This is a genomic window from Roseimicrobium sp. ORNL1 (assembly GCF_011044495.1).
Taxonomy (GTDB): Bacteria; Verrucomicrobiota; Verrucomicrobiia; order Verrucomicrobiales; family Verrucomicrobiaceae; genus Roseimicrobium.
On record NZ_CP049143.1, the window covers coordinates 5,765,875 to 5,790,653 of the forward strand.

22 protein-coding genes, 1 tRNA gene and 1 pseudogene are annotated in these 24,779 nt (G+C 59.8%); 17 read left to right on the forward strand and 7 right to left on the reverse strand.

Annotated features, from left to right (window positions below; translation table 11 throughout):
* Window positions 1–64: 64 nt before the first annotated feature.
* Window positions 65–1,117 carry a hypothetical protein gene (locus G5S37_RS23220; RefSeq protein WP_165207133.1) on the forward strand — a complete coding sequence of 351 codons (1,053 nt, stop codon included), beginning with the start codon at window positions 65–67 and terminating at the stop codon, window positions 1,115–1,117.
* A 118-nt stretch (window positions 1,118–1,235) separates the two neighbouring features.
* Here G5S37_RS23220 and G5S37_RS23225 read toward each other — a convergent pair whose 3' ends face one another.
* Window positions 1,236–1,982 carry a hypothetical protein gene (locus tag G5S37_RS23225; protein ID WP_165207135.1) on the reverse strand — a complete coding sequence of 249 codons (747 nt, stop codon included), beginning with the start codon at window positions 1,980–1,982 and terminating at the stop codon, window positions 1,236–1,238.
* Between the two features lie 215 nt (window positions 1,983–2,197).
* On the opposite strand from G5S37_RS23225, the gene G5S37_RS23230 reads away from it, so the two are divergent.
* A complete protein-coding gene (locus tag G5S37_RS23230; protein ID WP_165207137.1) occupies window positions 2,198–2,893 on the forward strand; it encodes an SGNH/GDSL hydrolase family protein in 696 nt (231 codons plus the stop codon).
* 54 nt (window positions 2,894–2,947) lie between these two features.
* On the opposite strand, the gene G5S37_RS23235 is transcribed toward G5S37_RS23230, so the two are convergent.
* Both G5S37_RS23235 and G5S37_RS23240 read right to left on the reverse strand, forming a co-directional pair.
* Complete coding sequence (locus G5S37_RS23235) at window positions 2,948–3,454, reverse strand: hypothetical protein (RefSeq protein WP_206026117.1); 507 nt, start codon at window positions 3,452–3,454, stop codon at window positions 2,948–2,950.
* Between the two features lie 200 nt (window positions 3,455–3,654).
* Complete coding sequence (locus G5S37_RS23240) at window positions 3,655–4,512, reverse strand: aspartyl/asparaginyl beta-hydroxylase domain-containing protein (protein ID WP_165207141.1); 858 nt, start codon at window positions 4,510–4,512, stop codon at window positions 3,655–3,657.
* A gap of 138 nt (window positions 4,513–4,650) precedes the next feature.
* Here G5S37_RS23240 and G5S37_RS23245 point away from each other — a divergent pair.
* The 3 genes from G5S37_RS23245 to G5S37_RS23255 all read left to right on the forward strand — a co-directional run bounded on the left by G5S37_RS23245 (window position 4,651) and on the right by G5S37_RS23255 (window position 6,460).
* Window positions 4,651–4,721: transfer RNA gene (locus tag G5S37_RS23245), tRNA-Gly, on the forward strand.
* Between the two features lie 533 nt (window positions 4,722–5,254).
* The gene (locus G5S37_RS23250) at window positions 5,255–5,524 is read left to right on the forward strand and encodes a hypothetical protein (protein ID WP_165207143.1); all 270 of its coding nucleotides are present in this window, start codon (window positions 5,255–5,257) and stop codon (window positions 5,522–5,524) included.
* Window positions 5,525–6,124: 600 nt separating this feature from the next.
* On the forward strand, window positions 6,125–6,460 hold the full coding sequence (locus tag G5S37_RS23255) for a hypothetical protein (protein ID WP_165207145.1): 336 nt from the start codon (window positions 6,125–6,127) through the stop codon (window positions 6,458–6,460).
* 16 nt (window positions 6,461–6,476) lie between these two features.
* On the opposite strand, the gene G5S37_RS23260 is transcribed toward G5S37_RS23255, so the two are convergent.
* A complete protein-coding gene (locus G5S37_RS23260) occupies window positions 6,477–7,196 on the reverse strand; it encodes a hypothetical protein (protein WP_165207147.1) in 720 nt (239 codons plus the stop codon).
* Between the two features lie 97 nt (window positions 7,197–7,293).
* Between G5S37_RS23260 and G5S37_RS32400 the strand changes: the two genes are divergently transcribed.
* From G5S37_RS32400 to G5S37_RS23295, 9 genes and pseudogenes are all read left to right on the forward strand, one after another.
* Entirely contained in the window at window positions 7,294–7,491 is a 198-nt protein-coding gene (locus tag G5S37_RS32400; protein ID WP_206026118.1) for a hypothetical protein, read from the forward strand.
* A gap of 62 nt (window positions 7,492–7,553) precedes the next feature.
* Window positions 7,554–8,549: a hypothetical protein gene (locus G5S37_RS23265; RefSeq protein WP_165207149.1), complete on the forward strand. Its 996-nt coding sequence runs from the start codon at window positions 7,554–7,556 to the stop codon at window positions 8,547–8,549.
* Window positions 8,546–9,274 (forward strand): ATP-binding protein, encoded by a 729-nt coding sequence (locus G5S37_RS23270; protein WP_165207151.1) that lies wholly within the window; start codon window positions 8,546–8,548, stop codon window positions 9,272–9,274. Before G5S37_RS23265 ends, G5S37_RS23270 begins: the two co-directional genes overlap by 4 nt.
* A 62-nt stretch (window positions 9,275–9,336) precedes the next feature.
* A complete protein-coding gene (locus G5S37_RS23275) occupies window positions 9,337–9,768 on the forward strand; it encodes a hypothetical protein (protein ID WP_165207153.1) in 432 nt (143 codons plus the stop codon).
* A 23-nt stretch (window positions 9,769–9,791) separates the two neighbouring features.
* A complete protein-coding gene (locus G5S37_RS23280; protein WP_165207155.1) occupies window positions 9,792–10,112 on the forward strand; it encodes a hypothetical protein in 321 nt (106 codons plus the stop codon).
* A gap of 94 nt (window positions 10,113–10,206) precedes the next feature.
* Window positions 10,207–10,629, forward strand: a pseudogene (locus G5S37_RS32900) (nickel/cobalt efflux protein RcnA); the annotation flags it as partial.
* Between the two features lie 333 nt (window positions 10,630–10,962).
* Window positions 10,963–11,736: a sulfite exporter TauE/SafE family protein gene (locus G5S37_RS32905; RefSeq protein WP_240914894.1), complete on the forward strand. Its 774-nt coding sequence runs from the start codon at window positions 10,963–10,965 to the stop codon at window positions 11,734–11,736.
* 246 nt (window positions 11,737–11,982) lie between these two features.
* Window positions 11,983–12,396, forward strand: a complete 414-nt coding sequence (locus tag G5S37_RS23290; protein ID WP_165207159.1) for a hypothetical protein — start codon at window positions 11,983–11,985, stop codon at window positions 12,394–12,396.
* Window positions 12,397–12,462: 66 nt separating this feature from the next.
* A complete protein-coding gene (locus tag G5S37_RS23295) occupies window positions 12,463–15,546 on the forward strand; it encodes a discoidin domain-containing protein (RefSeq protein WP_165207161.1) in 3,084 nt (1,027 codons plus the stop codon).
* Here G5S37_RS23295 and G5S37_RS23300 read toward each other — a convergent pair.
* The 3 genes from G5S37_RS23300 to G5S37_RS23310 all read right to left on the reverse strand — a co-directional run bounded on the left by G5S37_RS23300 (window position 15,538) and on the right by G5S37_RS23310 (window position 21,868).
* Window positions 15,538–18,918, reverse strand: coding sequence for a hypothetical protein (locus G5S37_RS23300; protein WP_165207163.1), 3,381 nt, complete (start codon window positions 18,916–18,918; stop codon window positions 15,538–15,540). The two genes, G5S37_RS23295 and G5S37_RS23300, sit on opposite strands and share 9 nt — an antisense overlap.
* A gap of 47 nt (window positions 18,919–18,965) precedes the next feature.
* Window positions 18,966–20,660 carry an SbmA/BacA-like family transporter gene (locus G5S37_RS23305; RefSeq protein ID WP_165207165.1) on the reverse strand — a complete coding sequence of 565 codons (1,695 nt, stop codon included), beginning with the start codon at window positions 20,658–20,660 and terminating at the stop codon, window positions 18,966–18,968.
* A 290-nt stretch (window positions 20,661–20,950) separates the two neighbouring features.
* Window positions 20,951–21,868 carry a sugar phosphate isomerase/epimerase family protein gene (locus G5S37_RS23310; RefSeq protein ID WP_165207167.1) on the reverse strand — a complete coding sequence of 306 codons (918 nt, stop codon included), beginning with the start codon at window positions 21,866–21,868 and terminating at the stop codon, window positions 20,951–20,953.
* 193 nt (window positions 21,869–22,061) lie between these two features.
* On the opposite strand from G5S37_RS23310, the gene G5S37_RS23315 reads away from it, so the two are divergent.
* The 3 genes from G5S37_RS23315 to G5S37_RS23325 are packed head-to-tail and all read left to right on the forward strand — an operon-like array spanning window position 22,062 to window position 24,761.
* Window positions 22,062–22,892 carry a serine hydrolase gene (locus tag G5S37_RS23315; RefSeq protein ID WP_165207169.1) on the forward strand — a complete coding sequence of 277 codons (831 nt, stop codon included), beginning with the start codon at window positions 22,062–22,064 and terminating at the stop codon, window positions 22,890–22,892.
* A gap of 32 nt (window positions 22,893–22,924) precedes the next feature.
* Complete coding sequence (locus tag G5S37_RS23320) at window positions 22,925–23,524, forward strand: hypothetical protein (protein ID WP_165207171.1); 600 nt, start codon at window positions 22,925–22,927, stop codon at window positions 23,522–23,524.
* 40 nt (window positions 23,525–23,564) lie between these two features.
* The gene (locus G5S37_RS23325; RefSeq protein ID WP_165207173.1) at window positions 23,565–24,761 is read left to right on the forward strand and encodes a hypothetical protein; all 1,197 of its coding nucleotides are present in this window, start codon (window positions 23,565–23,567) and stop codon (window positions 24,759–24,761) included.
* Window positions 24,762–24,779: the final 18 nt, after the last annotated feature.

Consider the following 24,779-nt stretch of genomic DNA (forward strand, 5'->3'; position numbering starts at 1 on the left):
CTCCTCCACTTCGCCGCTGAGCCGCTGCCTCCGCGCATGGATACTGACGGCCGGCGTGCTTGGGATGCTTCGCGCATTCGCACCGGGTCAGACCACGGTCACGATTTCAGGTGAGGATTTCCATATCAATGGCAAGCCCACCTACGAAGGCCGCATGTGGAAGGGACATCGAATTGAAGGCCTGCTCATGAATGCTCGCATGGTGCAGGGAACGTTCGACGACCTCAATCCCGACACGGTCGGTATGTGGGCGTACCCAGACACGGGCAAGTGGGATGCAGAGCGAAATGTGAATGAGTTCATCGCCGCCATGCCCGAGTGGCGCACACATGGCATGCTATCCTTTACCCTGAATCTGCAGGGCGGTTCACCGCAGGGCTATTCCAACAAACAACCGTGGCACAACTCCGCCTTCGAAAGCGATGGCAGTCTGCGACCCGAGTTCATGGCGCGCACGGAGCGCATCTTGCACAAGTCGGATGAACTGGGGATGGTGGTCATCCTGGGCTACTACTACTTCGGCCAGGATGAGCGACTGAAGGATGAAGAAGCGGTGAAACGCGGTGTGGATCTGGCGACGCAATGGGTGCTGGCGAAGGGCTTCCACAATGTGCTCATTGAGGTGAACAATGAGTGCAACGTCGCGAAGTACGATCACGCCATTCTGAAGGCGGATCGTATCCATGAATTGATCGACCGCGTGAAGTCACACACGAAGGATGGTCGCCGGCTGCTGGTGGGCACCTCTTATGGTGGTGGCACGGTGCCAAAGGCGAATGTGGTGAGGGTGTCCGACTTCCTCCTGATGCATGGCAATGGCGTGAAGGAGCCGGAGCGCATCGCAGAAATGGTGCGCAAGGCGAGGAAGGTAGAGGGATGGCGGCCCATGCCCATCCTCTTCAATGAGGACGACCACTTCGAGTTTGACCAGCCCATGAACAACTTCACCGCCGCTGTGAGTGAACACGCGAGCTGGGGATTCTTTGATTTCAGGTTCAAGGGTGAAGAATCGAAGCTCAACGAAGGCTACCAGAGCGTGCCGGTGAACTGGGGTATTTCCAGCGAGAGGAAGAAGGGATTCTTCAACCTGATGAAGGAGATGACAGGAGCAAAATAGCGCCCGCGCGAGAGGATGCGTGTCGAACCGGAGATGGAAAACGAAGAAGGCCGGAGCTTTGATGCCCCGGCCTTCGGTAGTGATTTTCAAAGATTGGGTTCGATGAACGAGAAGCGGACTACTTCAGCTCGATCTTGACGGAGTCCTTGCCCTCGATCTTCACACCGTCCACGTTCTTGAACTTGGCAGCGGCTTCAGCGTTGCCCTCCTCCAATGAGCCGAGCACCTTGAGCAGGTTGTCGTCATTCTTGGCAACTTTGTCCAGGTCGAGTTCCATGAGGGTGATGGTGTCACCCGCCACGTGAGTAGCGTCAGTGCTGGCAATGCCGCCGGGCGCCTTGATCTCCATGGTGAAGTGCAGTCCGGCAAGCATGGGCTTGAACATGGCAAGCTGGGCCTTCTTTGCCTCATCGGGCAATTCAGGCTGCTCGGGCTTGTTCTTCTTGTTGTCGGGATTGGTGACGGTGATCGTGTTACCAGCACGGGTGAAGGTCATGGGCTTCGCCTGGCCTTGAGCACCCTCGGCGGCATACTGCAGCTTGGTGACATCCGCCACGGTGTAGACGACCTTGGCGCCCTTCTTTCCATCCGGTGAGGACACTTCCTCATGGGACTTCAGCGTGACGCCTTCACCGAGCGACTTCGCGCGAGCTTCAGCCTTGGCCTTGTCCATTACGGCTCCCTGGAGACCTCCGGAGGCATCACCACCACCCAGGCCGGCCAGGAGGGAAGTATTTACGAGAGAGGTCTCTTCAAGGACGGCGGAACCATCCTTGTTGAGTGTGAGGACGCCTTTGTATTCGAGGCATGAGGACATGCCGAGAGCGGCGATAGCAAGAGTAAGAAGAGAAAATAGTTTCTTCATGGGGCGTTACTCTAGGCTCTTCCAGGCATGGAACACAAAGGGAATACCAAAGTATAGTTTACGACGTTCCTGTCACACCTCCCGAAATCCTTACAATGACAGTCTCCCATCTCCCTGGCAGCATCCAGTTCCGCTCGCCGGATCTGAGGGGCTGGACGGGATCGACCACTCAATCGGAAGAAAGGTATGCGGTGCAGGCATCGTTCACCTGCGCCATGAGACCGCGCACCTTCCTTCTCTCCATCCTGACCATCGCTGGCAGCATCGCACTCGGCGTCCAGTCGTCATCAGCTGCAGATGCTCCGGCAAAGAAGCGTGTGCTCATCCTGGGGGATTCCATCTCCATTGGTTACACACCGTTTGTGCAGAAGATGCTCGCGGATGAAATGGTGGTGCTGCGTCCAATGCGCGGAGACAAGCCGGAGAACTGCAGCGGCACGACCTATGGCGTGGAGAACGTGGCTCGCTGGCTGCAGATCGATGGTGGCAAGTGGGATGTGATCCACTTCAACTGGGGCCTGCACGACCTCAAGCATGTGAAACCCGATGGCAAGGCCTCCGATTCCGCCACGGATCCACCGCAGGCCACCGTGGAGGTGTATGAGAAGAACCTCCGCGACATCGTGGCCAAGCTGAAGGCCACGGGCGCGAAGCTCGTCTTCGGCACCACCACCCCGGTGCCCGAGGGCAAAATGGCGGTCTATCGTACCGATGCGGATGCCGTGAAATACAACGCCGCCGCGCTGAAGGTAATGAAGGAAAACGGCATTGCGGTGGATGACCTCTACACCTTCGCCAAGCCACAGCTCGCGGAGATTCAGAAGCAGCCCGCGAATGTGCACTTCACCGACAAGGGATCCGAAGCGCTGGCAGGCGAAGTAGTGAAAGCGGTGCGGCAGGCCCTGAAGTAGCCGCATTGACCTCCCAACGCCCCCTCTCAAGAAATGAGCGGGGGCCGGGCAAGCTCAGACCGCGCGCTGTGTCTCCTGTAAGCGGCACCAAGCCTTCATCTTGGGTCGCGCGAGCAAGACAAGGATCGTGATGTAGACGGCTGCCCAAAACAGAGCCATCACGACGCTGGCCACCATGGCGCCGATCTCCATGCCTGTCGTAAAGCTCTCGGAGAGTTTTTGTCCGGATATCTCGCTCTGCATCTGGGCCATGGCGGGGGTGACATACTTATGGGTCATCCATGGACCAAGCGGAAGGCTGAGCAGGGAAATCGCCGCCCAAATCATGCCGAGGATGCGCCCCCAGTTCGAGCTCCTTATCAATCCGAGGCCAGCCACACCAGCCAACAGTGCGACCACGACACTTAGGATCAACGAAACGTGGAACACGGAGGCATACTCAGGATTTTGCTCCATGATCTTGAACACCGGGTTCTGGGCCTTCATCGCCGGAACGGCCATGTAAGCCAAATTCAGCAGAAATCCCAGCAGGAGCATGATGCCCCATACGATGAGTCCCACGCCAACCACCATGAAGGTCTTCGGCTTCCTCAGGGGGAGTGAAGGTGGTGTCTGCATGGCGGAACTAGAAGCAGAGACCCTCCATGGTGTCACGCAAAATGAATGCCCTTGGAAATCCCGTCACGATTGCATGGCAGGTTGGAGCCGTTCCCCGCAACGGCATGCAGCGGCACTACGAACGCTCCTGTTTCGTCCCGCGCTTACTTTTTCTTCTTGTCGCCCCACATCTTCTTCTCCCACGCCTTCTGCTTGCCCTTCACTTCACGCAGGAAGGGAGCCAGCGGGCCCAGATTAAGCACCAGGTAGTTGAGCCAGCTCAGCGGCCACTTCAGCGGGCGCTCGAAGTCGACGAACAACACGACGCGGTAGCCGGGGGTGTCATTCCACACTTCATGGTTCCAGGTGTCGTCGAAGATGAGTACCTTGCCCTCGTTCCAGGTGCAGGTCTGATTGGCGATGCGGATGCGGCACTGCTCACGAGGCTCCGGCACCAGAAGGCCCAGATGCATGCGCAGGATGCCCGCCCAGGCACCGCGATGGGAAGGGATGTGCTTGCGCGGCGAGAGGATGGAGAAAAAGGCAGTGGTCACTCCGGGGAGCTTCTCCAGCACCTTCATGGTCTCCGGGCAGCGAGCCGCATTTTGCTCGCAGTCCATGCCCACGGCCTTGAGGAAGAAAGTCTTCCACTGGTCATCCGTCTGGATGGCACCGACCTCTTTCATGATGTCCTGAAAGCTGGGCATCGAGTCGCGGTACTGCATCACGTTATCCAGCTCGGCGCGGACCTTCTTCCAGTCTGCCTCGACTTCGGGAATCCACTCGAAGTGCTCGTTGCTGTACACCGGGGGATCACCCAGCGGAGAGAAACGCGCCACGACGTCCTCAATCCAGTCCTGCAGATCTTCGAGCTTCTTCGCCCAACCGCTGGTGGCGGGCTTGATGCGGTGGGTGCGATCATACGCCTTCAGCGGCAGCTTCCCCAGCGCATGGTCTGAGGTCGGCGGCGGTAGAGGAGCTGGCACCTGGGAGGCAGGAGTGGCGGACGCGGGGGCAGACATGGCTGGCTTGGCTTGGGAGAGAGCGTGCGTGCGTGTGCTTACGTGTGTGACGGAGTCTTCGATGAAGACTCGTTGACTTTTGCGACGGAAACGTCACCATCGCAAGCGTCCAGTGCATCCCGACACGTCGGGACCGACGCGGGTGTAGTTCAATGGTAGAACACGAGCTTCCCAAGCTTGATACGTGAGTTCGATTCTCATCACCCGCTCTCTAATACTCAACGAGTTACGAGGCAGTGCAGTAAAAGTGCAGTACTCAAGACGTCGGAGCACTTCAGCATTGTGCATGGGGAAGCATCGCCATACAGCACGGATCAGCTCGGCATGTGTCGCTGAGCAATTCCTGTCGAGTCAGAAAGGCTGGCGTAAGCCCTCAAAGACGAGGCTGAACTCCAAAATGCATTGTCGGTCCTCTTGAACAAAAAGACACCATCAAAGCCGAAGAAGTAGCCTCATGACGGCCGCGGGTCAGTCCAATGCCCCCCTTGACTCCCCTCCACCCCGCATCATCTTTCCCGCGCCATGATCCGGCTTTGGCGCACTCTTCGCAGTGATTTCCCCCGGTGATGGGCTTTTTTTGTTGGAACGGTCCGGCGGCTTGACATCCCTGCTAGAGTCCGGGCGCATGAAGTGGTTTCTCCTCGCGTTCCCCCTCTTACTTGCCTCGTGCGCCAATCAGCTTCAAAAAACCGGCTCCGTTGATCAGTCTGACCGCAGCATCACTGTTCCGCCTGGGTCCGCGATGGCTCCACTAAAGAGCGCCCTGCTAAGGGAAGGTTGGACGGTGAAGGTGAAAAACGTGACCAACTACAACGCTGGCGCGGCCTATGGCACCCGGTACGCTATGGAGGCTTCGGTGGAGTTCTACGACTACCTCTTCCCCTCTCTCCGTCCGGTGTACCACTATGACATTTCCCTTCAGGACACCAAAACGAACGAGGAAATCATGACTATGGGCGGAAGTGGCACCTCGGAACATATCACCGAAAGTCTGATCAAAGCTCTGAAGTGAGGAAACCGGCAACCCGCCAGCACCCAAGGACACTGACGGGCTTGCATTCACTCAAGGACACCTCACCGCCTGCCTGATGGCGTGAGCGCCACCCTTGCCTCTGCCAGCCTGCCCACGGCAGCCGTATCGCGCTCTCTGGCCAGCTTTAGGCACAACCACAGCTCGACACCCGGCCCGCCGTTCTTTGCCCTCTCCTTGCCCTCCTCGCCGTGCTTGAGGCCGCATCCCACCCGAACCGCAACCCGAAGTTGAATGACGTTTCAGCCATCGGAGAGGAGCACATGCGATTCCCTGTCATGGCCACTTTGGAAATCCTCAGTGCTGGCATCTGTGGTGATTCATTTACGCACCTGCCTCATCGCGACCAGCGGCACTTCACCTGCTGCGAGGGCTGCGGCATGTACTACAACAGGCGAAACTTTACTGAGGTCTGGTATCACGCTTCGGGGCACGATGCGGCTGCGGTAGAGAACATGCCCAAAGTCGCCCCCGGGGATCACGTTCGCCCTGGCCTCCGTCGGTATCACCGCCAGCACGACCACGTGAGAGCGCACCGTGCTGCCGCTTGACGCAGCGTTGCAAATGTGTTCATTAGAACACATGCCCGCCACCTCCCGAATCCCTCACGACATCGCCAGTGCTACGTGCGTATTCCTGGAGCAGGCCACCAAGTGGGATGGCATGATTCTCGCCGGGATGCTGGCCCGTGGTGTCGCAGAGCTGGAAGGTGGTCGCGAGTTCCGCTTGGTGACTTGGGAGAAGCTTACCGCTCAGAAAGTGGCGGATGCGCTGTGGACGCTCAAGGAGCAGAAGGGCGATGAATTGAAGGCGCACGGCATCACCCTGCGACATGCCATTGCTGCCTGGGATGAGATCATCATGCGCACCAGATCCTACGACCGACCTGTGCTTGGATTGGGAAACAAGAGTGCGTAACCCCTCCTCTCCCCCATCACCTCCCATCACCTTCACTCCGCGCGCCCAGGAGCAGCCTGGCCCAGGCTCTTCTGAGTTCGGTCAGGTTGGGCAGGTGCTGGGTGGTGAGTTTTTCCTCCACGTCGGCACCGAGGCGTGCCAGGGCGTGGATGACCTCACGCACACTGATGGCGGAGGGGTATCCCTGATGGAAGGCATCGCCGGGGGTCTCTGTGGGACGCATGCCTTCGAGAGACCGCTCTACGGAAGCGAGGCCATCGGGATCATTTTTCAAGGCGAAGATGGTGCCCGCGAGAGCCTGCTCGTGGAGCTTGGGCGCGCTGTCGCTGTCCGGTGAAGCGTCACCCGGCCGGAGAGGGGAATGCGTCTGCGCAGACTTCTCCCGAGCTCCGGACAGGGGTGGCCTGCGGAGGTCTCGCCGGATGAGGTCGTAGACCACTTCATCCACGGCGAGCTGACCATCCTCAGCCTCCGCAGCCAGGGCCTGGAATTCTGCGGGTCGCAACTTCACGAGGACGCACTCCGCGCGGGCGTCTTTGGTAGTGTCTCTCGCGGCAGCGAAAAGCCGGGCGAGGGCGTCGATGCGTGACTGGGGCCAATCGCTCGCGGTGATGAGGGTCCGCGCGAGATCCGCAAACGTCTTAACCCCCAGAAATTCAAGGGTTTTCGCCAGCGCCTTGCGCTCGTCTGGACTGAGCCACACGCCGACTTTGGTCTTCTCCGGGTCTCGCGGCATGGGTGACTAACCGCGCTCAATCACAAAAATCAACTTTTGATTGCACCCACAGTGACTCTCGTGTACACCTTGTGTGGTTACACAAGGTGTACAGCGGATGAGAGAGGACGTAACGCACATCAATACCCCCCTCAGCAAGGCGGAGAGGGCTGCCCTGGAAAAGGTCGCCCGAAGCGAGGGCAGAAGCCTGGGACGACAGATACGGCAATTCACGGCCACCAAGCTTTTGGAGCTGGGTTTTCTCGAACGCGACCCGGCCACGGGAACGGTCTCAGAAGGAGGCATGCCGCGCTGAGGCGAAGCTCCGCACACGCCCCGCGAAAACGCCACATCGAGCACCTGACCCTTCCCCTTCGCATGCTTTATCTCAATCTCCAGACGACGACCATTCGCTCTCCTGAGTACGTGTCGGCTGAGCCGGTGAACCGTGCCACGTGGCTGAGCCTGCTGGGCTATTGCTGTGAGCAGGAGAATGGCGGGGTGATCGTGGGCGGTGGTGAGTGGAAGGACCGGCAGTGGCAGCACACGTGTGGAGTCACCCTCGAAGAGGTGAGTGCCGACTGTGGCCTGTGGAGCTGGCGCGACGGTGACCTGGTGGTGAGCTTCTACCCGGCGAAAAACGAGAAGAAAGTCCGCCGCAATCGCAGGCTCGCAGCGCGCGGCGGTGCGTCCAGGTCACCCGAAAAACAAGCTGCCGCACGTGCCAACGGACGGGGCGGTGGCAGACCCTCCACCCGCTCTGACTCAACGGAAGTGCAAAACCCAAGCGTGTGCGAGAATAACCGAAGCGCGAACCCAACCCAGAGCCCAACAAAAGAGGAAGAGAAAGACAAAGGGAATAGGAAGGAAAGAGAAAAGGAAAAGGTCTCTTCCGCTGATGCGGCTGGACCCCGGGGTGACTTGGCACTTTCTTCGACCTCATCCGCAGCGGGACCACGGCCCGACCCCCGCCACAGCGAGATTTGCCATCTGTGGGAAGGGGCTTATCGCGAGCATCACGGAGAGCCCTACGCCCTCAACGGAGGGAAGGACGGCTCCGCGCTGAAGCGGTTCCTCCCTCTCGTCAGGGAGCTCTCTCCAGACTCGTTCATCGCGCGGGCGCAGGAGGCATGGGCACGGTACAGGGACGACCGCTTCGCAACCAAGTGCGCCCAGGCATCCACGATTCACGGACTCTGCACGTTCTGGAACGATATCGCGGCCCAGCTCAAGACGCCGACGTCTCATGCTGCAACGACATCGGCATCCTCCACCTCTCCACTCGCCCGGCGCGGCAACAATCGCGACGAGAACGGGCAGCGCCCAGGTGAAATCCCCACGGACGTGCGGGCCATTGACATGAGGAGACTATGAGCACAGACGCCATCAAATGCGCACGCTGCGGCACCGCCATCCACGATCTCACGATGGAGGAACTCTCCAGCGTGGAGAGCATCTTCAAACGTCCGCTGATGTTGTGCGATGGCTGCATCGATGCCCCCGCGGAGCAGCCATGCAGCCAGAAACGGACCACGAACTCAGCGCGTCCCCTGCCCCCGTGGACATCAGACTGGACGGAGCGGGCCATCGGAGACCTCAAGCACTTCACCGGGGAGCCGCTGGCCAAGGCCCGGCAACTCCTGCCCTACGTCGAGGGAAACGGAACCATCGCCATCATCGGCGACCGTGGCCGCGGCAAGACGGTCATGGCCACGTGGTTCGCTGACCAGCGCCGGCAGAAGCACCAGCCCCCCGGCACCTACATCCGGGCCCTGGACCTCTTCGTCGCCATCCGGAAATCCTGGCTGCCGCACAGCAAGGAGGACGAATGGTCTGCCCTGGAGAGCTTCAGGAAGACGCCCTTTCTCGTTATCGATGAGTTCCAGGAGCGCAGCGATAGCGACTGGGAGAACCGGCTGCTCGTCAATATCCTCGACCATCGCCACGGCAGCCTGCTGCCCACGTTGATTATCGCCAACCTCGACATGGAGGCCTTTTCCCAAGCTGCAGGACCTTCCCTGGTATCCCGCATCAGCCAGACCGGAGGCATCGTGCAATGCCGCTGGAGCAATTTCAGGTCGCACCAACCACGCTCCTGAAACCCATCCTGCCCGGTGGTGATTCCACAGATGACATAACCAACACATATAATAACGGATACATGCTCACCCTTTCTCTTATCCCCAACACCGATGCTCCCCGCGTCGTCTGTGAAAGGTGCAGGCGGCCCATTACGGACGTCTCCACTGCCCGCGCTGATCAAGACCACGGCTACAGCAGCAGGCTGCTCGCCTACCACGACTCCTGCACTCCTGAAGGAATCAAGCCGATGTCCATTGCGGACCTGGGTGAGCAGGTCAAACCGATTCGGGAGGAGATGTCACGGCTCATCCAGTTCCACGAGGACAACAATACCATCACACTTCACGCAGGCGGGTACTCCTATGAGGTGGATCTCGACCAGATCACCGAGCCAATCCAATTGGTAGGCTGGGCTCACCAGCTCTGCAGAAAGACCTGGATGCGCACGGACATCGCCGCCGCCTTTATCAAGATGGTTTGCACGTCGAAGGGATGGCAAATCGGACTCTAACCACTGACCTCAACACGTATCACATGAACAGCAAAATCATTCAACTGGTCACCCCGGGCGCACCCGTGCTCGCAGTCTTCAACATACGAAATGACGATGGAACACCACGGTCCATGGACGACCTGCTGCTGCTCCCCATCCCGGTGCTCGCTCTCGTTGAGCGCCCCAATGGTGAACAGGCCGTTGTAGGCATGGAAGCCCACAGCATGGACGAGTTCGCCGAGGTGGAATGCAGAAACTTTCTCGGTTATTGCCACTCGGAGGAGTCCGCTGTGGAAATCTATGCAAGGCCAGAGCCCACACCCACGGCACCAAAAGCAGCCGCCCAATCGCAGGGGTCTTGAGGAAGCTCAAAGCCAATGCAGCCCGGCAAAAAAATCCATGATAAGGTGCCTCTGAGCGATTCATCATCCTACGCCCGTTCCGTACTTCAATCTTATGCCAGACATTCAACAACTCATCCAGAGCGGGAGTGCCCACGTGTGGCTGTACATCCCCATGGCCATCCTGCTCGGGGCCTTGCATGGGCTGGAGCCCGGTCATTCCAAGACGATGATGGCCGCGTTCATCATCGCCATTCGGGGCACGGTGATGCAGGCCGTGCTCCTGGGACTCTCGGCGGCCATTTCACACTCCCTGCTCATCTGGGTACTGGCTGCGCTGGCCTTGAGCTTCGGCAGCAGTTGGAATGCGGAGCACACCGAGCCGTACTTCCACCTGGCTTCTGCGGTCATGATTCTCGGCCTGGCCATTTGGATGTTCCTGCGGACCCGGCGCGAGCTTGAGGAAGCTCATCAACACCTGCAACAGCACCAGCATTCGCATCCGCACAAGGAGAGCCGCGACAGCCACACGCATGAGCATAAGGATGGTGAGACCCTTTCGGCCCAGCCAAAGGTAGACCTCGACGCGGTGAGGGCGGCATTTAGCCAGATGTCTGCAACGTCCACCTCCACTGCATCTTCAGAGTCGGAGTCGGCGGGAGATTGGCAGTCAGGCACACACTCGCACCCGCACTCGCATTCCCACCAACACGCTCCGCTGCCCTCTGGGAAATCATTGCTCGCGGGTGAGGCGGTGACTTCCTCAGGGCTGATCATCCCTGCGGGATTGGGAGCCAATGCTGGCGCCCCTTTCTCCCTGGAATCCCGGCCGGCAACGTCAACTCTTCCGTCTGCTGCAAAGCGCCGCGGTATGAATGGAGGCGCGCTTCTGGATACCGGTCATGGCTGGCTGGAGGTGTGCATTCACAAGACGAGCGAGTCGTCCAGATTCCGCATCTTCCCCTGCAAGGCCTCTGGTCAATTGGTGCCTCTCCCCAAGAGCACGCAGCTCAGTGTCGAGACCGTGCGATTGGATGGGCGTACCCAGCAGTTCCGGTTCGAGCCCGACGGCAGCTGCTGGGAGGCCACCGGCGAACTTCCTGAGCCGCATGAATTCCTGGCCGTGATCACCCTCGGACACGCCGATCATGCACACACCTATCGTCTGCAATTCAGCAAGGATGTGTCCGGTTCAGGCGATGCGCCGGCGGTGACGGAGGTGCGTGAAGACGATGGAGTCGAGTACCAGGATGCGCACGAGCGGGCGCACGCGGAGGACATCGCCCGTCGCTTTGCCAACCGCACGGTGACCACGCCGCAGATTGTGCTCTTCGGCATCACGGGTGGCCTGATGCCCTGCCCCGCGGCGTTCACGGTTCTGCTGGTGTGCCTGCAGGTGAAGCGTGTCACGCTTGGCTTCACCCTCGTGGCCGCCTTCAGCCTGGGACTGGCGCTCACCATGGTGGCGGTGGGTGTCATTGCCGCATGGAGCCTGCAGAAGGCGCACCGGAAGTTCAGCGGCTTGGGAGAATGGATGCGCCGCGCTCCCTACATCTCCTGTGCCGTGCTCGTGCTGCTGGCGCTGCTCATGGCGTGGCAGGGATGGCAGGGGCTTCTTCATGGGTCCCACCATGCGCATGGGTGAGCGTTCTATCTATCGAGTAGGTGAAGCGCAAGGTGTATTTGCCGGCTGAAAAGCGACTGCGGTCTCATGCGAGATCGCACTGGTAGGGGGGGTATACGCCCAAGGTCCTATTGGTATAGCTTCACCACAGGGGCAACATTTTACCATGGCGTTGTCTTAAAGTGGATTCTGCACGCAGACTCCATTTCACGCGACCCCACTGTACCCTTCCTCACTCCTCAACGCGCCCCGTACTCCCGACCTACCATGAAGGCACGCAGCCTTTCCCTTGCCCTCACCACCCTGGCCGCTATCGCACTCATCGGGTGCGCCAGCTCGGATATCTCCAGCACGAGATCCCAACTCTCTTCCGCGGGATTCTTCGAAGTCACTCCCAAAGGCCCCAAGCAGGAGAAGCTCTACGCCGAGGCGCCCGCCTACAAGATGCACCAAATCACGGCGGAAGGAAAGACGCTCTACGTGTACAAGGATGAGAAGCGTGGCACCGCATTCGTGGGGGACACACTCAAGTTCCGCCAGTATCAGCGACTGCTCATGCAGGAAAACACCGCGGAGCAGGAGGCAGTGCTGATGCCACCCGACCTGGCAATGGGATGGTATGGAGCATATGGTCCCTACTTCCATGGACCGCGCTACGGCACCCTCCGGCACTATCGCTAGTCGCAGATGAGGCCCTTCATTGGGTGACCTTCTCCAGTTTCGCATCGAGTTGCACGGCTTCCTTTTATGGCAGCACATCCGTTTTTTTCCCTGTTTGATGATGCAGGCGCCTGGCAAGTGGTAGCGTCTGGTCAGGCCCGAGGAGAGATTACTGCCATCCACACGAACGCGGGCGAGCCCGGGCTGCGCCTGGACTACGATTTCCACGGAGGTGGAGGTTTCGTGGTGTTGCGGCGCACGTTTCCCTTCAGCCTCCCTAGCACGTTCGACATCGGTTTCCGTCTGCGAGGAGAGGGCCTGCCGAATCACTTTGAATTCAAGGTGGCCGCTGCCGGTGGTGCGAATGTGTGGCGCCATTTGCGACAGGATTTCGCTCTGCCCTCCCAGTGGACAGACTATCGCTTCAACGAGCGGGAGCTCCCTTTCGCGTGGGGACCCGCAGGAGGCGGTGCGCCTTCTGAAGTCGAAGCCATCGAGATAGCCATCGCCGCAGGCCCGGGAGGAAAGGGCACACTGGAGTTGTCCCGCCCGTCCATGACGGATCAGACACTCACCGCGCCTCGGTCCATCCATGCGTCCAGTTGTTATCACTGGCATGCCGCCGAGAACATCTGGACCCCCGATGCAGATGCGATCTGGCAGGCGGATCCTGATGATAAGGAACCCTCGTGCCATGTGGATTTTGGCAAATCTGTGCGCTTTGGCGGACTTGTCATCACGTGGCCGTGTGGCCTGCCGCCGAGGGCATATCGAGTGGAGATCTCAGATGACGGAGAACACTGGACGTCCATCTATCAGGCAAGCTCTGGTCTGGGCGCCAAGAGCTTCATCTCCGCGCCGGGGTGTGAAGCCCGTCACCTGAGGATCTGTTTCAAAAATGCCGCGTGTGCCGCGATCCAGACCATCTCACTCCGGCCGGATGCCTTCTCGCGCACGCCGAATGAGTTTGTCCATCATGTGGCATCGGAATGTCCGCGAGGCATGTTCCCCCGCTACTGGTACCGCGAGCAGTCCTACTGGACACCCATTGGCAGTCCGGAGGGAAGGCGCCGTGCCTTGATCAATGAAGAAGGCATGGTGGAGACGGATGAAGCGGGATTCTCTCTGGAGCCCTTCATCCTGGTGAAAGGTGGCATGATCTCATGGGCGGATGCGGATACTACGCCCTCCATAGCTGAAGACGGAGCGCCCGTGCCCTCGGTCGCGTGGACAGCGCGCTGCATGCGTCTTGAAATCCATCCCTGGGTGGATGGCCATGGAGAGTCGCTGACGCTCCATGTCACCTACCGTCTTGAGTGCGACGATCCGAAGCCCGGCATTCGCCTGGTCGTCGCAGTGCGTCCTTTCCAGGTGAACCCTCCCTGGCAGGCGTTTCGTAACCTGGGTGGCATGAGTCCTATCTATGAGGTCGACTGCACCGGCGGGGAGATGCGGGTGGACGGCAAAGTCCTCACCTGCACGCCGAGTCCGGCCGGTATGGGTGCGGCCAGCTTCGAGGAGGGTGGCGTGACCTCGTTTCTCCTGTCAGGGGCGCTGCCGCCGCGACGCCTGGCTTGTGACGAGGGCGGGCATATCGGTGGCGCCATGGTATGGGATCTTGCCCCTGGAGCGGAGGTGCTCGAAGCCACCGTATCTTTTCCCTATTTCGAAAAGGCGAACGCCACCGGAGAGCAGGCCCACTCCCAGGCACTGGCGGACTGGGGGCAGACGCTGGGCAAAGTGCGCTGGCAGGTGCCGGACTGCGCGCGGCCGGTGTTTGATTGCTTCCGCACCACCGCCGGGCACATCCTCATCAACCGCGATGGCCCTGCCATCCAGCCGGGGCCACGGCGCTACACACGCTCGTGGGTGCGCGATTGCGTGATCATGGGTGCGGCTTTAGCCAAGGGGGGACTGCCGCAGTCCCTGCGTATCTTCCTCGATTGGTATGCGCCCTTTCAGCGTGAAGACGGCTTCGTCCCCTGCGTGGTGGATCGCGATGGCGTCGACTGGTTGGTGGAGCATGACAGCCATGGACAATTCCTCTGGGGTCTGCGTGAAGACTATCGCAACGCTGCCGACCCCGCCTTCCTGGAGCGCATGCTGCCCCACATTCACAAGGCGGCGGACTACCTCATCACGCTGCGAGCCCAGAGAATGACGGACCAGTATCGGAGCGGTGAACTCGCTGCCTGCTACGGATTGCTGCCAGAATCCGCCAGTCATGAAGGCTACCTAGCGCATCCCGTGCATTCCTATTGGGATGACTTCTGGGGCGTGCGCGGACTTCAGGCGGCTGCCGACCTCGCGGAGCATGCGGGAAAATCTGCGGATGCAGCGCGGTGGCGCAGTGAAGCCTCTGCCTTCCAGGACGACATCTCGCGCTCTCTACAGAAAGTCATCGCGGAAAAGAATCTGGCGTATATCCCGGGCTCGGTCGAATGGGCCGACTTTGATCCCACGGCCACGTCCAATGCCATTGCCATGCTGGACTTCGCAGATGTGCTGCCACGTGAACCGCTGCACGCGATGCTGGATACCTATCTCGACGGATTCCATCGCAAGCATCGGGGAGAGATGCCCTGGAACAATTACACCGCTTATGAGATTCGCATCATCGGCGCATTCGTCCGGCTGGGACGGCGTGATGAGGCCAACGAATTGCTCAGCTTCTTCCTCTCCGACCGACGGCCGCGGGAGTGGAATCAGTGGCCGGAGATCACCTGGCGGGATCCCCGCTCGCCTGGTCACCTCGGTGACGTGCCGCATACCTGGATCGCCGCGGAATATCTGCTGGCAGTAGCATCCATGGTAGCCTCAGAACGGGAAGCTACCGACTCCCTGGTGCTCGCTGCCGGCATGCCCTGGTCGTGGATCTCTAAGGAAGATGGCTTCGCCGTGCGAGGTCTCCCCACCCGCTTTGGTGAGCTCGCCTTCTGCATCGCAGCCCGTGATGAGAACACCATCTACGTGGAGGTCCGCGGCCTCGTCACCATGCCTCCTGGGGGACTCTTCATCACACCACCATTGCCTCCGGGAAAGAGCATCGTGGCCACCACCAGAGCCGATGGCGAGAAGCAACGACATGAAGCAGGAATGACAACGCTGCGCGTGACCGCGTTGCCATTCGTGGCAGAACTCCAGCTCGGCGCAGGCTCCGTGCTAGCCTAGTGAAATGACAAGCTGATCGGCCTTTCCGGAGAATCGACTGATGAACCGCGCCAGAGGGATGCGAACGCCGCCCTGCCGGTAGGCATTGGGTTCGCGCGTGAAGTCCAATGGGGAACCGTTGAGTTTCACACACGTGATCCCGCAGCCCTTGTCCGCGACACGATACCAAACCTCCAAGGGGCGTCCTGATACCAGAAGCCTCGCCCGCAATCCATCCAGTGCAACAGGCATCACTGGGTCCAGCACAACAGATTCCTTCTCCAGGCGAATCCCAAGGAAACACTGCATGATCAAGCGCGTGGCGATGCCTGCCCCGCTGGAATAAACTCTCCATCCGCCCTCAAGCGACACCTCGCCCAGGTTGACCTTGTCATAGTGAGCGAATGCTTCATATCGATCTGCGAAGGCCGGATCGGAGCTGGAGTAGTAACAATTCGCCTGGCGCAGCGAGGCAGAGGGAACGATCTGCCGGATGGCGATGGGATTGGCCTGGCAGAGGGCATGGAAGAACGCCTCGGCATCGCCATAACGTGCCAGCGCCTCGCAGTAGCGCAGATGGGCATGCGTATACATGATGCCGATCTCCCGCCCAAAGTAGCTGGCACTTTCCGCACGCTGGAAATACGTCTGGATGCCCCCACGATATGCCAGCGGTCGATCAAACAGGTGTGCGCCATCAGGGCCCAGCAGATGTTTGCGAATCAATGCGAGATGAGCCACCGCCTGCTGCGGGGTGAACATGTCATTGATGATCGCGTGAATCATCGGCAGGAGGCTGTAGGACAGGCCCGTCGCCTCATCTCCGGGGTGCAGAAGGAAGTCGGTCCGACCGTCCTCGTGGAAATAGGCCAGCCCAGCCACGACTCCGTCCACGACGAGCACGCGCTGAAACTCATCAAGAACCACAGCGGCCATCGCTTCAAACTCTCCTGCTTGTTCCACCTGGCGGAGACTTCGGAAAGCGAGAGCAAGCGCCACGAGTGTTTGATAGTTCAGCGTCACTGTCCACGCACTGCAGAGCCTTTCACGCATGTCCGGCTTGGCGGGCTGGAGAGAGTCGTTCCAGTCACCGTGCCCATAGGCCGCGAGACGGGTGCCGGGAATGACTCGCCGTTGAATCAGGTCCAAGGCACGATCCACGTGCTTTGCCACCGTACCGGTTTCCGCCTTCGCATCCCCTTCCGGATGAAAAAAAGGAAGAGTCTCCTTCAACAAGCTGGCGTCGCCCGTGGCGGAGAGATATTGAGCGAGAGCCACCAATGGCCAGTAAACAATATCTCCATGGGAATCTCCCGGGCGAATGCCGCGCTCACGATCAAAGAACATGAACCACTGCGGCCAGTCGCCATCCGCATTCTGCTGACGGAAGACACGGCAGAGAAGGTCCCGCACCGGTTCATACCTGCCTAGGGCCAACAGCAGCTCCACTGGTCCCTGACAGACATCCCGCGTGCCCCAGCCTCCGCCGGAGTACTGCTCCAGGCCGCGTGGCGAAAGGTAGTGCACCAGCGCATTGTGAATATACCAGGGAAAAATCTCCGCCATACGGCTCGCATGCGGCGCCAGAGTGCTTGTCACAGGCGCCTCGATGCCGAGACCGCCACTGATTGACTCCCAGAAATGACCTGCGCCGGGCTTGGCAACCAGAACGAGGTGGCCTTCGATGCTGAACGATATGGTTTGAGCGGGCGCAGTGACGAAGCAGAGAAACGGCTGGCTTCGGGATACACCATCTGCAAACAGCAGTTCATCACCACCGATGCGCTCCACCGCGGTGTCACTGGAGGGTTTGATGGAAAACTCTCCAGTGGGAAATCGGCGGCCCACATCACTCTCGGGAATCGCGCGCACGAATGCCGCGCCATCCCTCACGTCGTACTGGGCCGGCAGCGAGCCACTGCCATCATCACCGTTCATGGCGATGTGGTGTGAAACAAGAAACCTTGCAGGCTTACCCGCGAGGATGGTCACCGAAAGCAGCAGTTCATGCCGATGGTCTGGCGCAGCGGATGTCACTTCAATGACGCCAGCGTGATGCTTGTACAACCAGCGGCAAAAGTCCGGCCTCATCTCAAATGTCGAGGGCAGGCCCAGCAGCACCCACTTCCCCTCCATTTCGACAAAGAGTCGCTGCCCATGACTGCGAAAGAGTCCCAGATACGTGTGACAGGTGGAGAGGAAGCGATTGATGCTCACGTGACCTTGCGTGACCATCGAATGGAACACTCCACTCATCCAAGCCGTAGAAGCCAGGGAAGATTCGTCAGGAGTGAGGGCACCGCCAGTGCGCAAGAGGTGTCCATGCGGGCGCAGCACCTGGAGTTCCTTGCGCCTGCATACGACGTGATGACCGCGCTCCCCCGCGAAGAAGGAGAGCAAGTGGCCATCTTCATATTCCGCATCGCGCAGATCTGTTCCAAAGAAGTCACGCACGTCAGCATTATCCAGGTCGAGAGCTTCCAGCAGTGGAGCGGAAGCAAACAATCCGGCTGCAACGGTGGACGAAGCATGCCGTTCCTCCGCGGGCCATGGCGGACAGGCCGCCTCCGGCAGGGCCAATGCTGAATCAATCAACCTGGAGTCTCCAGTCGCCGTAGCTTCAGGTTTGTTCGCTTCAAACCATGCAAAAAATCCGCGCCGCACACGTGCTCCGGGCTGCAGCACCAGGCGCTCGTCCTGGATGGAAGGCATGGAGTGCTCGTGTTGCAGCCGGCTGCCGGGGAGATCTACTGCCAATGCGACAGGCTTATCTCCAGTGCGCGCACTGAATCCATGAACCTGCAGAGCATCCGTGGCATAAGCCACGCCTTCACCCAGGGAACCCATGACGGTCCACGGGCAGCGTCCACCCATGGACTGGTTCTGCCTTGTAGCCACTGCCACGCCTCGTGAGGCATGATGAAGAGGCGTGTGATCCAGGTACTGGCTCACATAATATTCGTTGAGCCGGATGGCTCCGTAGTGGGCGAGAGCAATATCCTGCACATGTACCAAGTCACATTCGACCTCCTCTGTTCCGTTGTTCTCCACTTCCACATGCCAGAACCACGCGGGCGAAGACTCTGCCAGCACGAGGCGCACACGGAAGGTCAATTCGGCCCAGTTTCCCATGGCGGTCATGCCCCGCTGTTCGAACCGGTAGGAAGCCGGGCTTTGCGGCCCCAGCAACGGAAGCACTTCGATGCTTTTCCCATGCCGCCGCAGAAAGATATTTGCAGGCCCTCCTTCCGCTTCATTCCCCAGGAAGAGATTGATCATGATGTCCCCATGATCGATTCGGCGGATGGAGCCATTCGAGTTCAACTCAATGCTCAGCCCGGAGGGACTGGAGGCGCGGAAGGGAAATGTCACGGATGCCTGCGTGTGCGTCATATGGGAAACTTCTGTGTCCTGGAATTCTTGATGGATGGTGGATGGCCTTACTTCAGTTCTGTCCACTTCCATGTCCCGTCCTCCTTCAGTTCGAGGCTGGTGTCATAGAGTGCGGGATCCGGCTCCTCTTCACCGATGGAGATGCAGGTGATGCCCCGGCTGGCCAGTACGGACAGGACTTTGTTGTGCACCGGGGTGCTCAAGACAGAGTCAAGGTTGTCCAGGAACACAAAACGCGGCCCCGAAAGAAGGACCCTCACCACAGACATCAATTGCTGCTTCGAAAGTGAAAGCACATCATGCCAGTCTCGTGCCACTTCGAAGTCATCGAGAGTTCTGAACTTGGACGACACCAGACCGACCTCGGCGAAGAGTTGCTGAAGATCCCGATTGGCAATTTCCTTCTCACGCCCCGGAGGGATAAGGACTTCACGCGCGGTTCCCACGGGCAGGTACGGCTGCTCGGGCAGGAATGCCACGGCCGCCTCTGGCGGCCGGGTGATCATGCCACCGCCTTCGTTGTGGAGGGAGGCAGACGCCCGGAAGAGGGCGACCCTGGCCGCCTGATTCGCACCATGTACCAGCAGATTTTTTCCCGGAACAATGGTTGCGTTCAGATCCCTGAGAATGACGTTTCCTGACTTGTCTGCTGACTGCAGTTCAAGGCCGGAATAGACGATTCGGTCCGTCCCTGTCAGGGACTTGATGGAGGGTGTTTCAGACTGCATGGATGCCCGTTCGGAGGCATCCACAAACTCACCAAGCCGGGTAACAACGGAAGCATAGGCAGAGATGGCCTGGAACTGGGTGACAACCAGCGAGAAGGCCGCGACCAGCGTGGCGAAGGCCATGGCCGACTGCCCAATGACACCAAAGTCGACCCCCTTGTTCATGAAGAGCGGCGCCACCAGCAGGGTGGGAATCAACTGGATCATGTAGTTGTATCCCGTGGTGAAAAACCCGAGGTTCCGGTTCACCGCGGTGATGCGCCGAAAGTTTGCCACCAACTGGTCAATGCGAGTCATCAACCTCTCACGCGTGGTGCCCTGGTTGGCAGTGAGCGCGATCCCGTCGGCATTCTCGCGGACGTGAATCAATTCAGACCGAAAATTCGCTTCATAGTCTGCCTGCTGATAGTTCAACCGGATGAGCGGGCGTCCGAGGAGGATGGTGAGGGTGGATCCGGCGGCGGCATAAAGCACCGCAACCACAAAGAGAGTCGGGCTGATAGTCCACAGCACACCGGAGAACGAGAGCGCGGTCACGGTACCGCTCAGAATCATCAGCAGGAAAGACAGCGTAGAGGTCGTAAGCTGCCTGATGTCCTCCGTCATGCGCTGATCGGGATTGGTGATCCCCTCTCCATGGAGATGCAGATAGATGCGCTCATCCATATAAACACCCACGATGCGGTGGGTAAGCCAGTCCCGCCACAACAGGCCCAGCCTCTCTTCCACAAACCGAAAGAAAACAGCGACCACTGTCGAGCCGGCAAACACGCCAGCGTACATCCATGCGTAGCGGACGAAGCCAGACCTATCCCTGGCCTCAATCGATGACATGAAATCCCGGCCCACAAAGCTGTTCAGCACATTCATGCCATTGATGCACAGCATGAGCACCAGCAGCGCTCCCGCCAGAAACCAGGCACGCCCACCGACCGGCGACTTGAAAAACATCGCGGTCACACGCAGCAGCCTGCGAAACACCTGACGGATGGTGGATCTCTTCTTCTCGTTCATGGATTTCTTCTGATGTCCGATGCCGTTGCTCTTGCTGCTTATCCCTTGGTTTTGTTTCCTCCTGTATTGGCGTGGTCATCCCGGAAAGCACGCTCAGGCACGAGCAGGACTGGATCCCACCGTGGTGAAACGTGGCAGGTGAGGCTTTGCGGGGAACGGCGCCAAAAGACGGTTGTCGTACATGGGCAGACCGTAGCAGCCCCGCCTCAAAGCGGGCATAGGCCCAAGGTCTTACTAGAACGCTGGCGCGAAGTAAAACCCCGCCCAGATGCTCTTTGACGCAGCGGTATTCAGCCTCTCACCGGCTGAATAGGGCTCAATGATTGCGCCTGCATCCACTGCAGGTAGCCGCTGGCGCAGCTATCGAGGTTTTTGAGAGACCCACCACCGCGCAGGGGCGAGCACATTTCGTACATCGCAAAGCCGTCAAACCCGCCGTCGCGCAATCCTTGAAAAAACGCCTGGTAATCGATGAAACCGGTGCCGAAAGGGACGGCGCGGACCCAATCGGTGGCTTGGCGCTCGTAGTTCACCAGTTCGGGACGGTAACGGTGGCGCGGGACCTTGATGTAGTCCGCATTGGTGGTGATGAGCGTGTGCGGCGCGGCCATGAGGGCAGCTTCATACAGAGATTCGCCCCTCAGCGCGGGTGACCATGCATCGAAGCCCAGACCGCAGTTGGGCCGGTCGATGTCTGACAAGAGCTCCAGCAGGGCTTCCGTATGCAGGGCAAGATCGTGATGATTTTGGATGGCAATGGATACACCATGCGGCGCGGCGCGGTCGCACATTTCCCGGATCACCGTGACGCAGCGTTTCCACTGTGCCTGGGGGTCCTGACCCTCCACCTCATACGCAGTGAAGATGCGCACCACCTTGGCCCCGACCTTCGCGGCAATGCGTGCCAGGGACTCGACATAGGCGATTTGAAACTCCAGATGCGGCACTTCACACCCCACGCCGGAGGGTTGGGAGAGATTCGTGTAGGCGGCAATGACCTCGCACCGCACTTCCGCTGCAGCGAGCATCCGGCTGACGGAATCCAGAAGCTCCGGTGACGCATCCAGGGGAGAGAGGTGCGGGCGTTTGCCGGCAATCATCACGGAGGGATACCCAAGCTCTGCGGCATGCCGGATGAACTGCTCCAGGCTCAGGGCATCCTGCCCCCAGAATCCGGCATAGCTGATGGAGAAGAGGCAGGGTGTCATGGGAAGAGAAGCGTGGGCTGTGCGACATGGCTCCTACGAAGCACTCCGGCACGAGCTTGCGGGAGGGATCGATTCAGATCAAAGAACGTCGTGGGGCGCCGAGACGCGAATAAAGTATGGGCGCGGCGGGAGTTTCCGCCTGTTGCTGGCATTGCATCCGCTCCCGCCTCATGCACTGTATGCCTACGAAGCGATGAACGAATCTGAACTGGAATCCGCCCTGGTCAAAATCGCAGGCACCGGAGGCGTGGTGCGGGCGTCCGTCGCGGCGTATGATCATGAGACCGGGCGGACGTTTGGGTGGCATGAGCAGGAGTGGTTCCACGCGGCCAGCACCATGAAGGTGGCGGTGCTCCTCGCCGTCTTCAGGGCGGTGGATGAGAAACGTCTGCGGCTGGATGATCCGCTCCACGTACGGAACCGCTTCATCAGCGCGGGAAATGGCGAACCCTTTCGTCTGCAACGCGGACGCGATGGGGATGAGGAGGTGCACCAGCGCATTGGCAGGACCATGCGCATTCGTGAGCTGGCCCACCGCATGATCACGGTCAGCAGCAATCTCGCCACCAATCTCCTCCTGGATCTCATCGGCCTGGAATACGCACAGCGGGTACTCCACGATGCAGGCGTGACAGGCATCCACCTCAAACGGGGCGTGGAGGATGCAGCGGCCCATGAGATGGGCATCAACAACGAAGTCACTTCAGCCGGATTGGTGAGCCTGTTTCGCGTGATTCAGGAGGGGCAGTTCACCACTGCGAAGAGCAGGGAGGCGATGCTGCAGATCCTATTCGACCAAAAGTACAACGCGGTGCTGCCCAAGAAGCTGCCGCCAGGAACGCGCGTCGCGCACAAGACCGGCGAGATCTCCACGGTGAGTCACGATGCAGGACTTTTCTTTGTGAAGGAACGCCCGCCCTACGCTTTCGCGATTCTCACCGAAGTACTGCCTGAGTCCAACGGTCGCACCGCCACCGTGGCTGCGATGAGCGAGGCGGTGTGCGATTATTTCCGCGGGGCCTGAGCACCAGACCCGCGATGCATTAACGAATACCCATGGCCAATCAGACTGAGCTCCGCATCGTATCCGGAAACGACCTTCCGGAGCGCTACCGCACCCTGCTGCAACCGGGTGTTCTGGTCGAATGCGGAGAAGGGGTGAAGCGCAGGCTCCCGCGCTTCTTTTACGAGGTGGGAAGCTGGCAGCAGGCAAAAAACACGATGCTCACGCCCCACTTCGCCCTGGCGGAGCTCATGATGGTGGACTGCCTGGAGTCTGAGGGGCTGCTGCGGCATCCGCCCCACTACGTGCCGCTGGCGGTGGGTGTGCTGGCCCGTTACCTGGAGGACTTCCGGGAAAAAGCAGGGGACGAAAAAGTCTACATCAGCGCCAACGGTGGCTACCGCTCGCCGTCCCATCGTCTGACGAAAATGCCCGGTGTGCACAACTGGGGCACCGCGGCCGACATCTACCGGGTGGGCGACTGCTATCTCGATGATCGCGAGTCGATTGAGAAATATGGTCAAATCTTTGCCACTTTGGGGGCGGAGGTCTATGTGGCACCGTATGGCATCGGCGAGGGTGAGACCGATGACCATCTCCACGTGGACATCGGCTATGTGAGCATCACGCCACGGAAAATCGGTGAAGACTAACTCAGGCTGAAAAGCCCGGCAGCGGCGAATGATCTAGCGAGTGAAGAGCAAGAAACATCACCCGAGCCGCTCCAAGTACGACCGCCGCCCCGCACAAAACCCGCCCGTGCCGGTGATTGGGCTGGAGGCGGAGTTCACGCTGCTGGTCGACGGCAAGCCCCGGCGGCCGGAGATGATCTTCCGTGACCCGCGGGACTTTGTGCGCGCATCCATGCTGCCCCGCACGGGGAAGTCCTATCAATTGCCCACAGGAGGTGCGGTATACTTTGATACGGGGGTGATCGAAGTCGCCACGCCCATCATTGAAGTGGGACCCGGCTGCTGCCTGCGAGCCGTGCACTCGCTGTGGGAACAAATTCACTACATCCGCGGTGAACTCGATGTGCTGGAAAGGGTGCGAGGCCAGCGATTGGACCTTTGCGGATTCAGTGCACACTACAATGTGTCTTTTCCGGCAGCCTATGAAAGCGCGACTCGCAGTGTGGGAAAGCTGGCCCTCCTGCTCTGCCACATGCTGCCGCTGCCAACCATGCTGCTGGCAGCAAATCGTGAGAGCACCGGCGTGGGCGTGCGCCCACGAGATGGGCGCATTGAAATCACAGTGGACTTCACTCCAGACCCCGAGCTGATGGCTGCAGCGGTGAGCACGGCCATTGGCGTTTCTTACGAGGTCATGACGTGGAAGAGCTATGAGCTGACGCAGCTCACCGAGCGCAGCATCCCCGTCATTGAAGGCTACAAACCGCGCAAGCACACCAGCCGGAAAGGCTGGCTGGCGCGCATGGATTGCTACCCGCGCAATCCTTTCACGGCCGATGTGAATGCCACCGACTGGCTATGCCGCGACGGACAGATGCGCAGCCTGCGAGGTGCAGCACGAGAAATTGCCACGCCTTTCGCGTCCGCGGTGGAGACCATGGGCGATGCGACTACGGTGGAGCATGCCCTTGCGGTACTCCATGGGCGCGCCCGCTCGCTGCTCGACTTCGAAAACCGCCCCCCAGGCTACGAAAACGTAGCACGCGAGCGCAAATGGAACCGGCGCCGCGGGCGCAAGCTGCCCCTGTCGAACTACGAACGTGTCATTGACCGGGTGGTTTCGAAGCGTCCGCTGTGGTACAAGGGCATCCGTTACCAGCCCGTGCAGATGGTGGGCTGGTATGAAGTCGCCGTGCGTGAAATGCGTTCCGGTGTCCGGCTCGTGCTGACGCTGGATGACCTGGTGAGCGGTGAGTGAAGAGCGAATTGCTCGCAA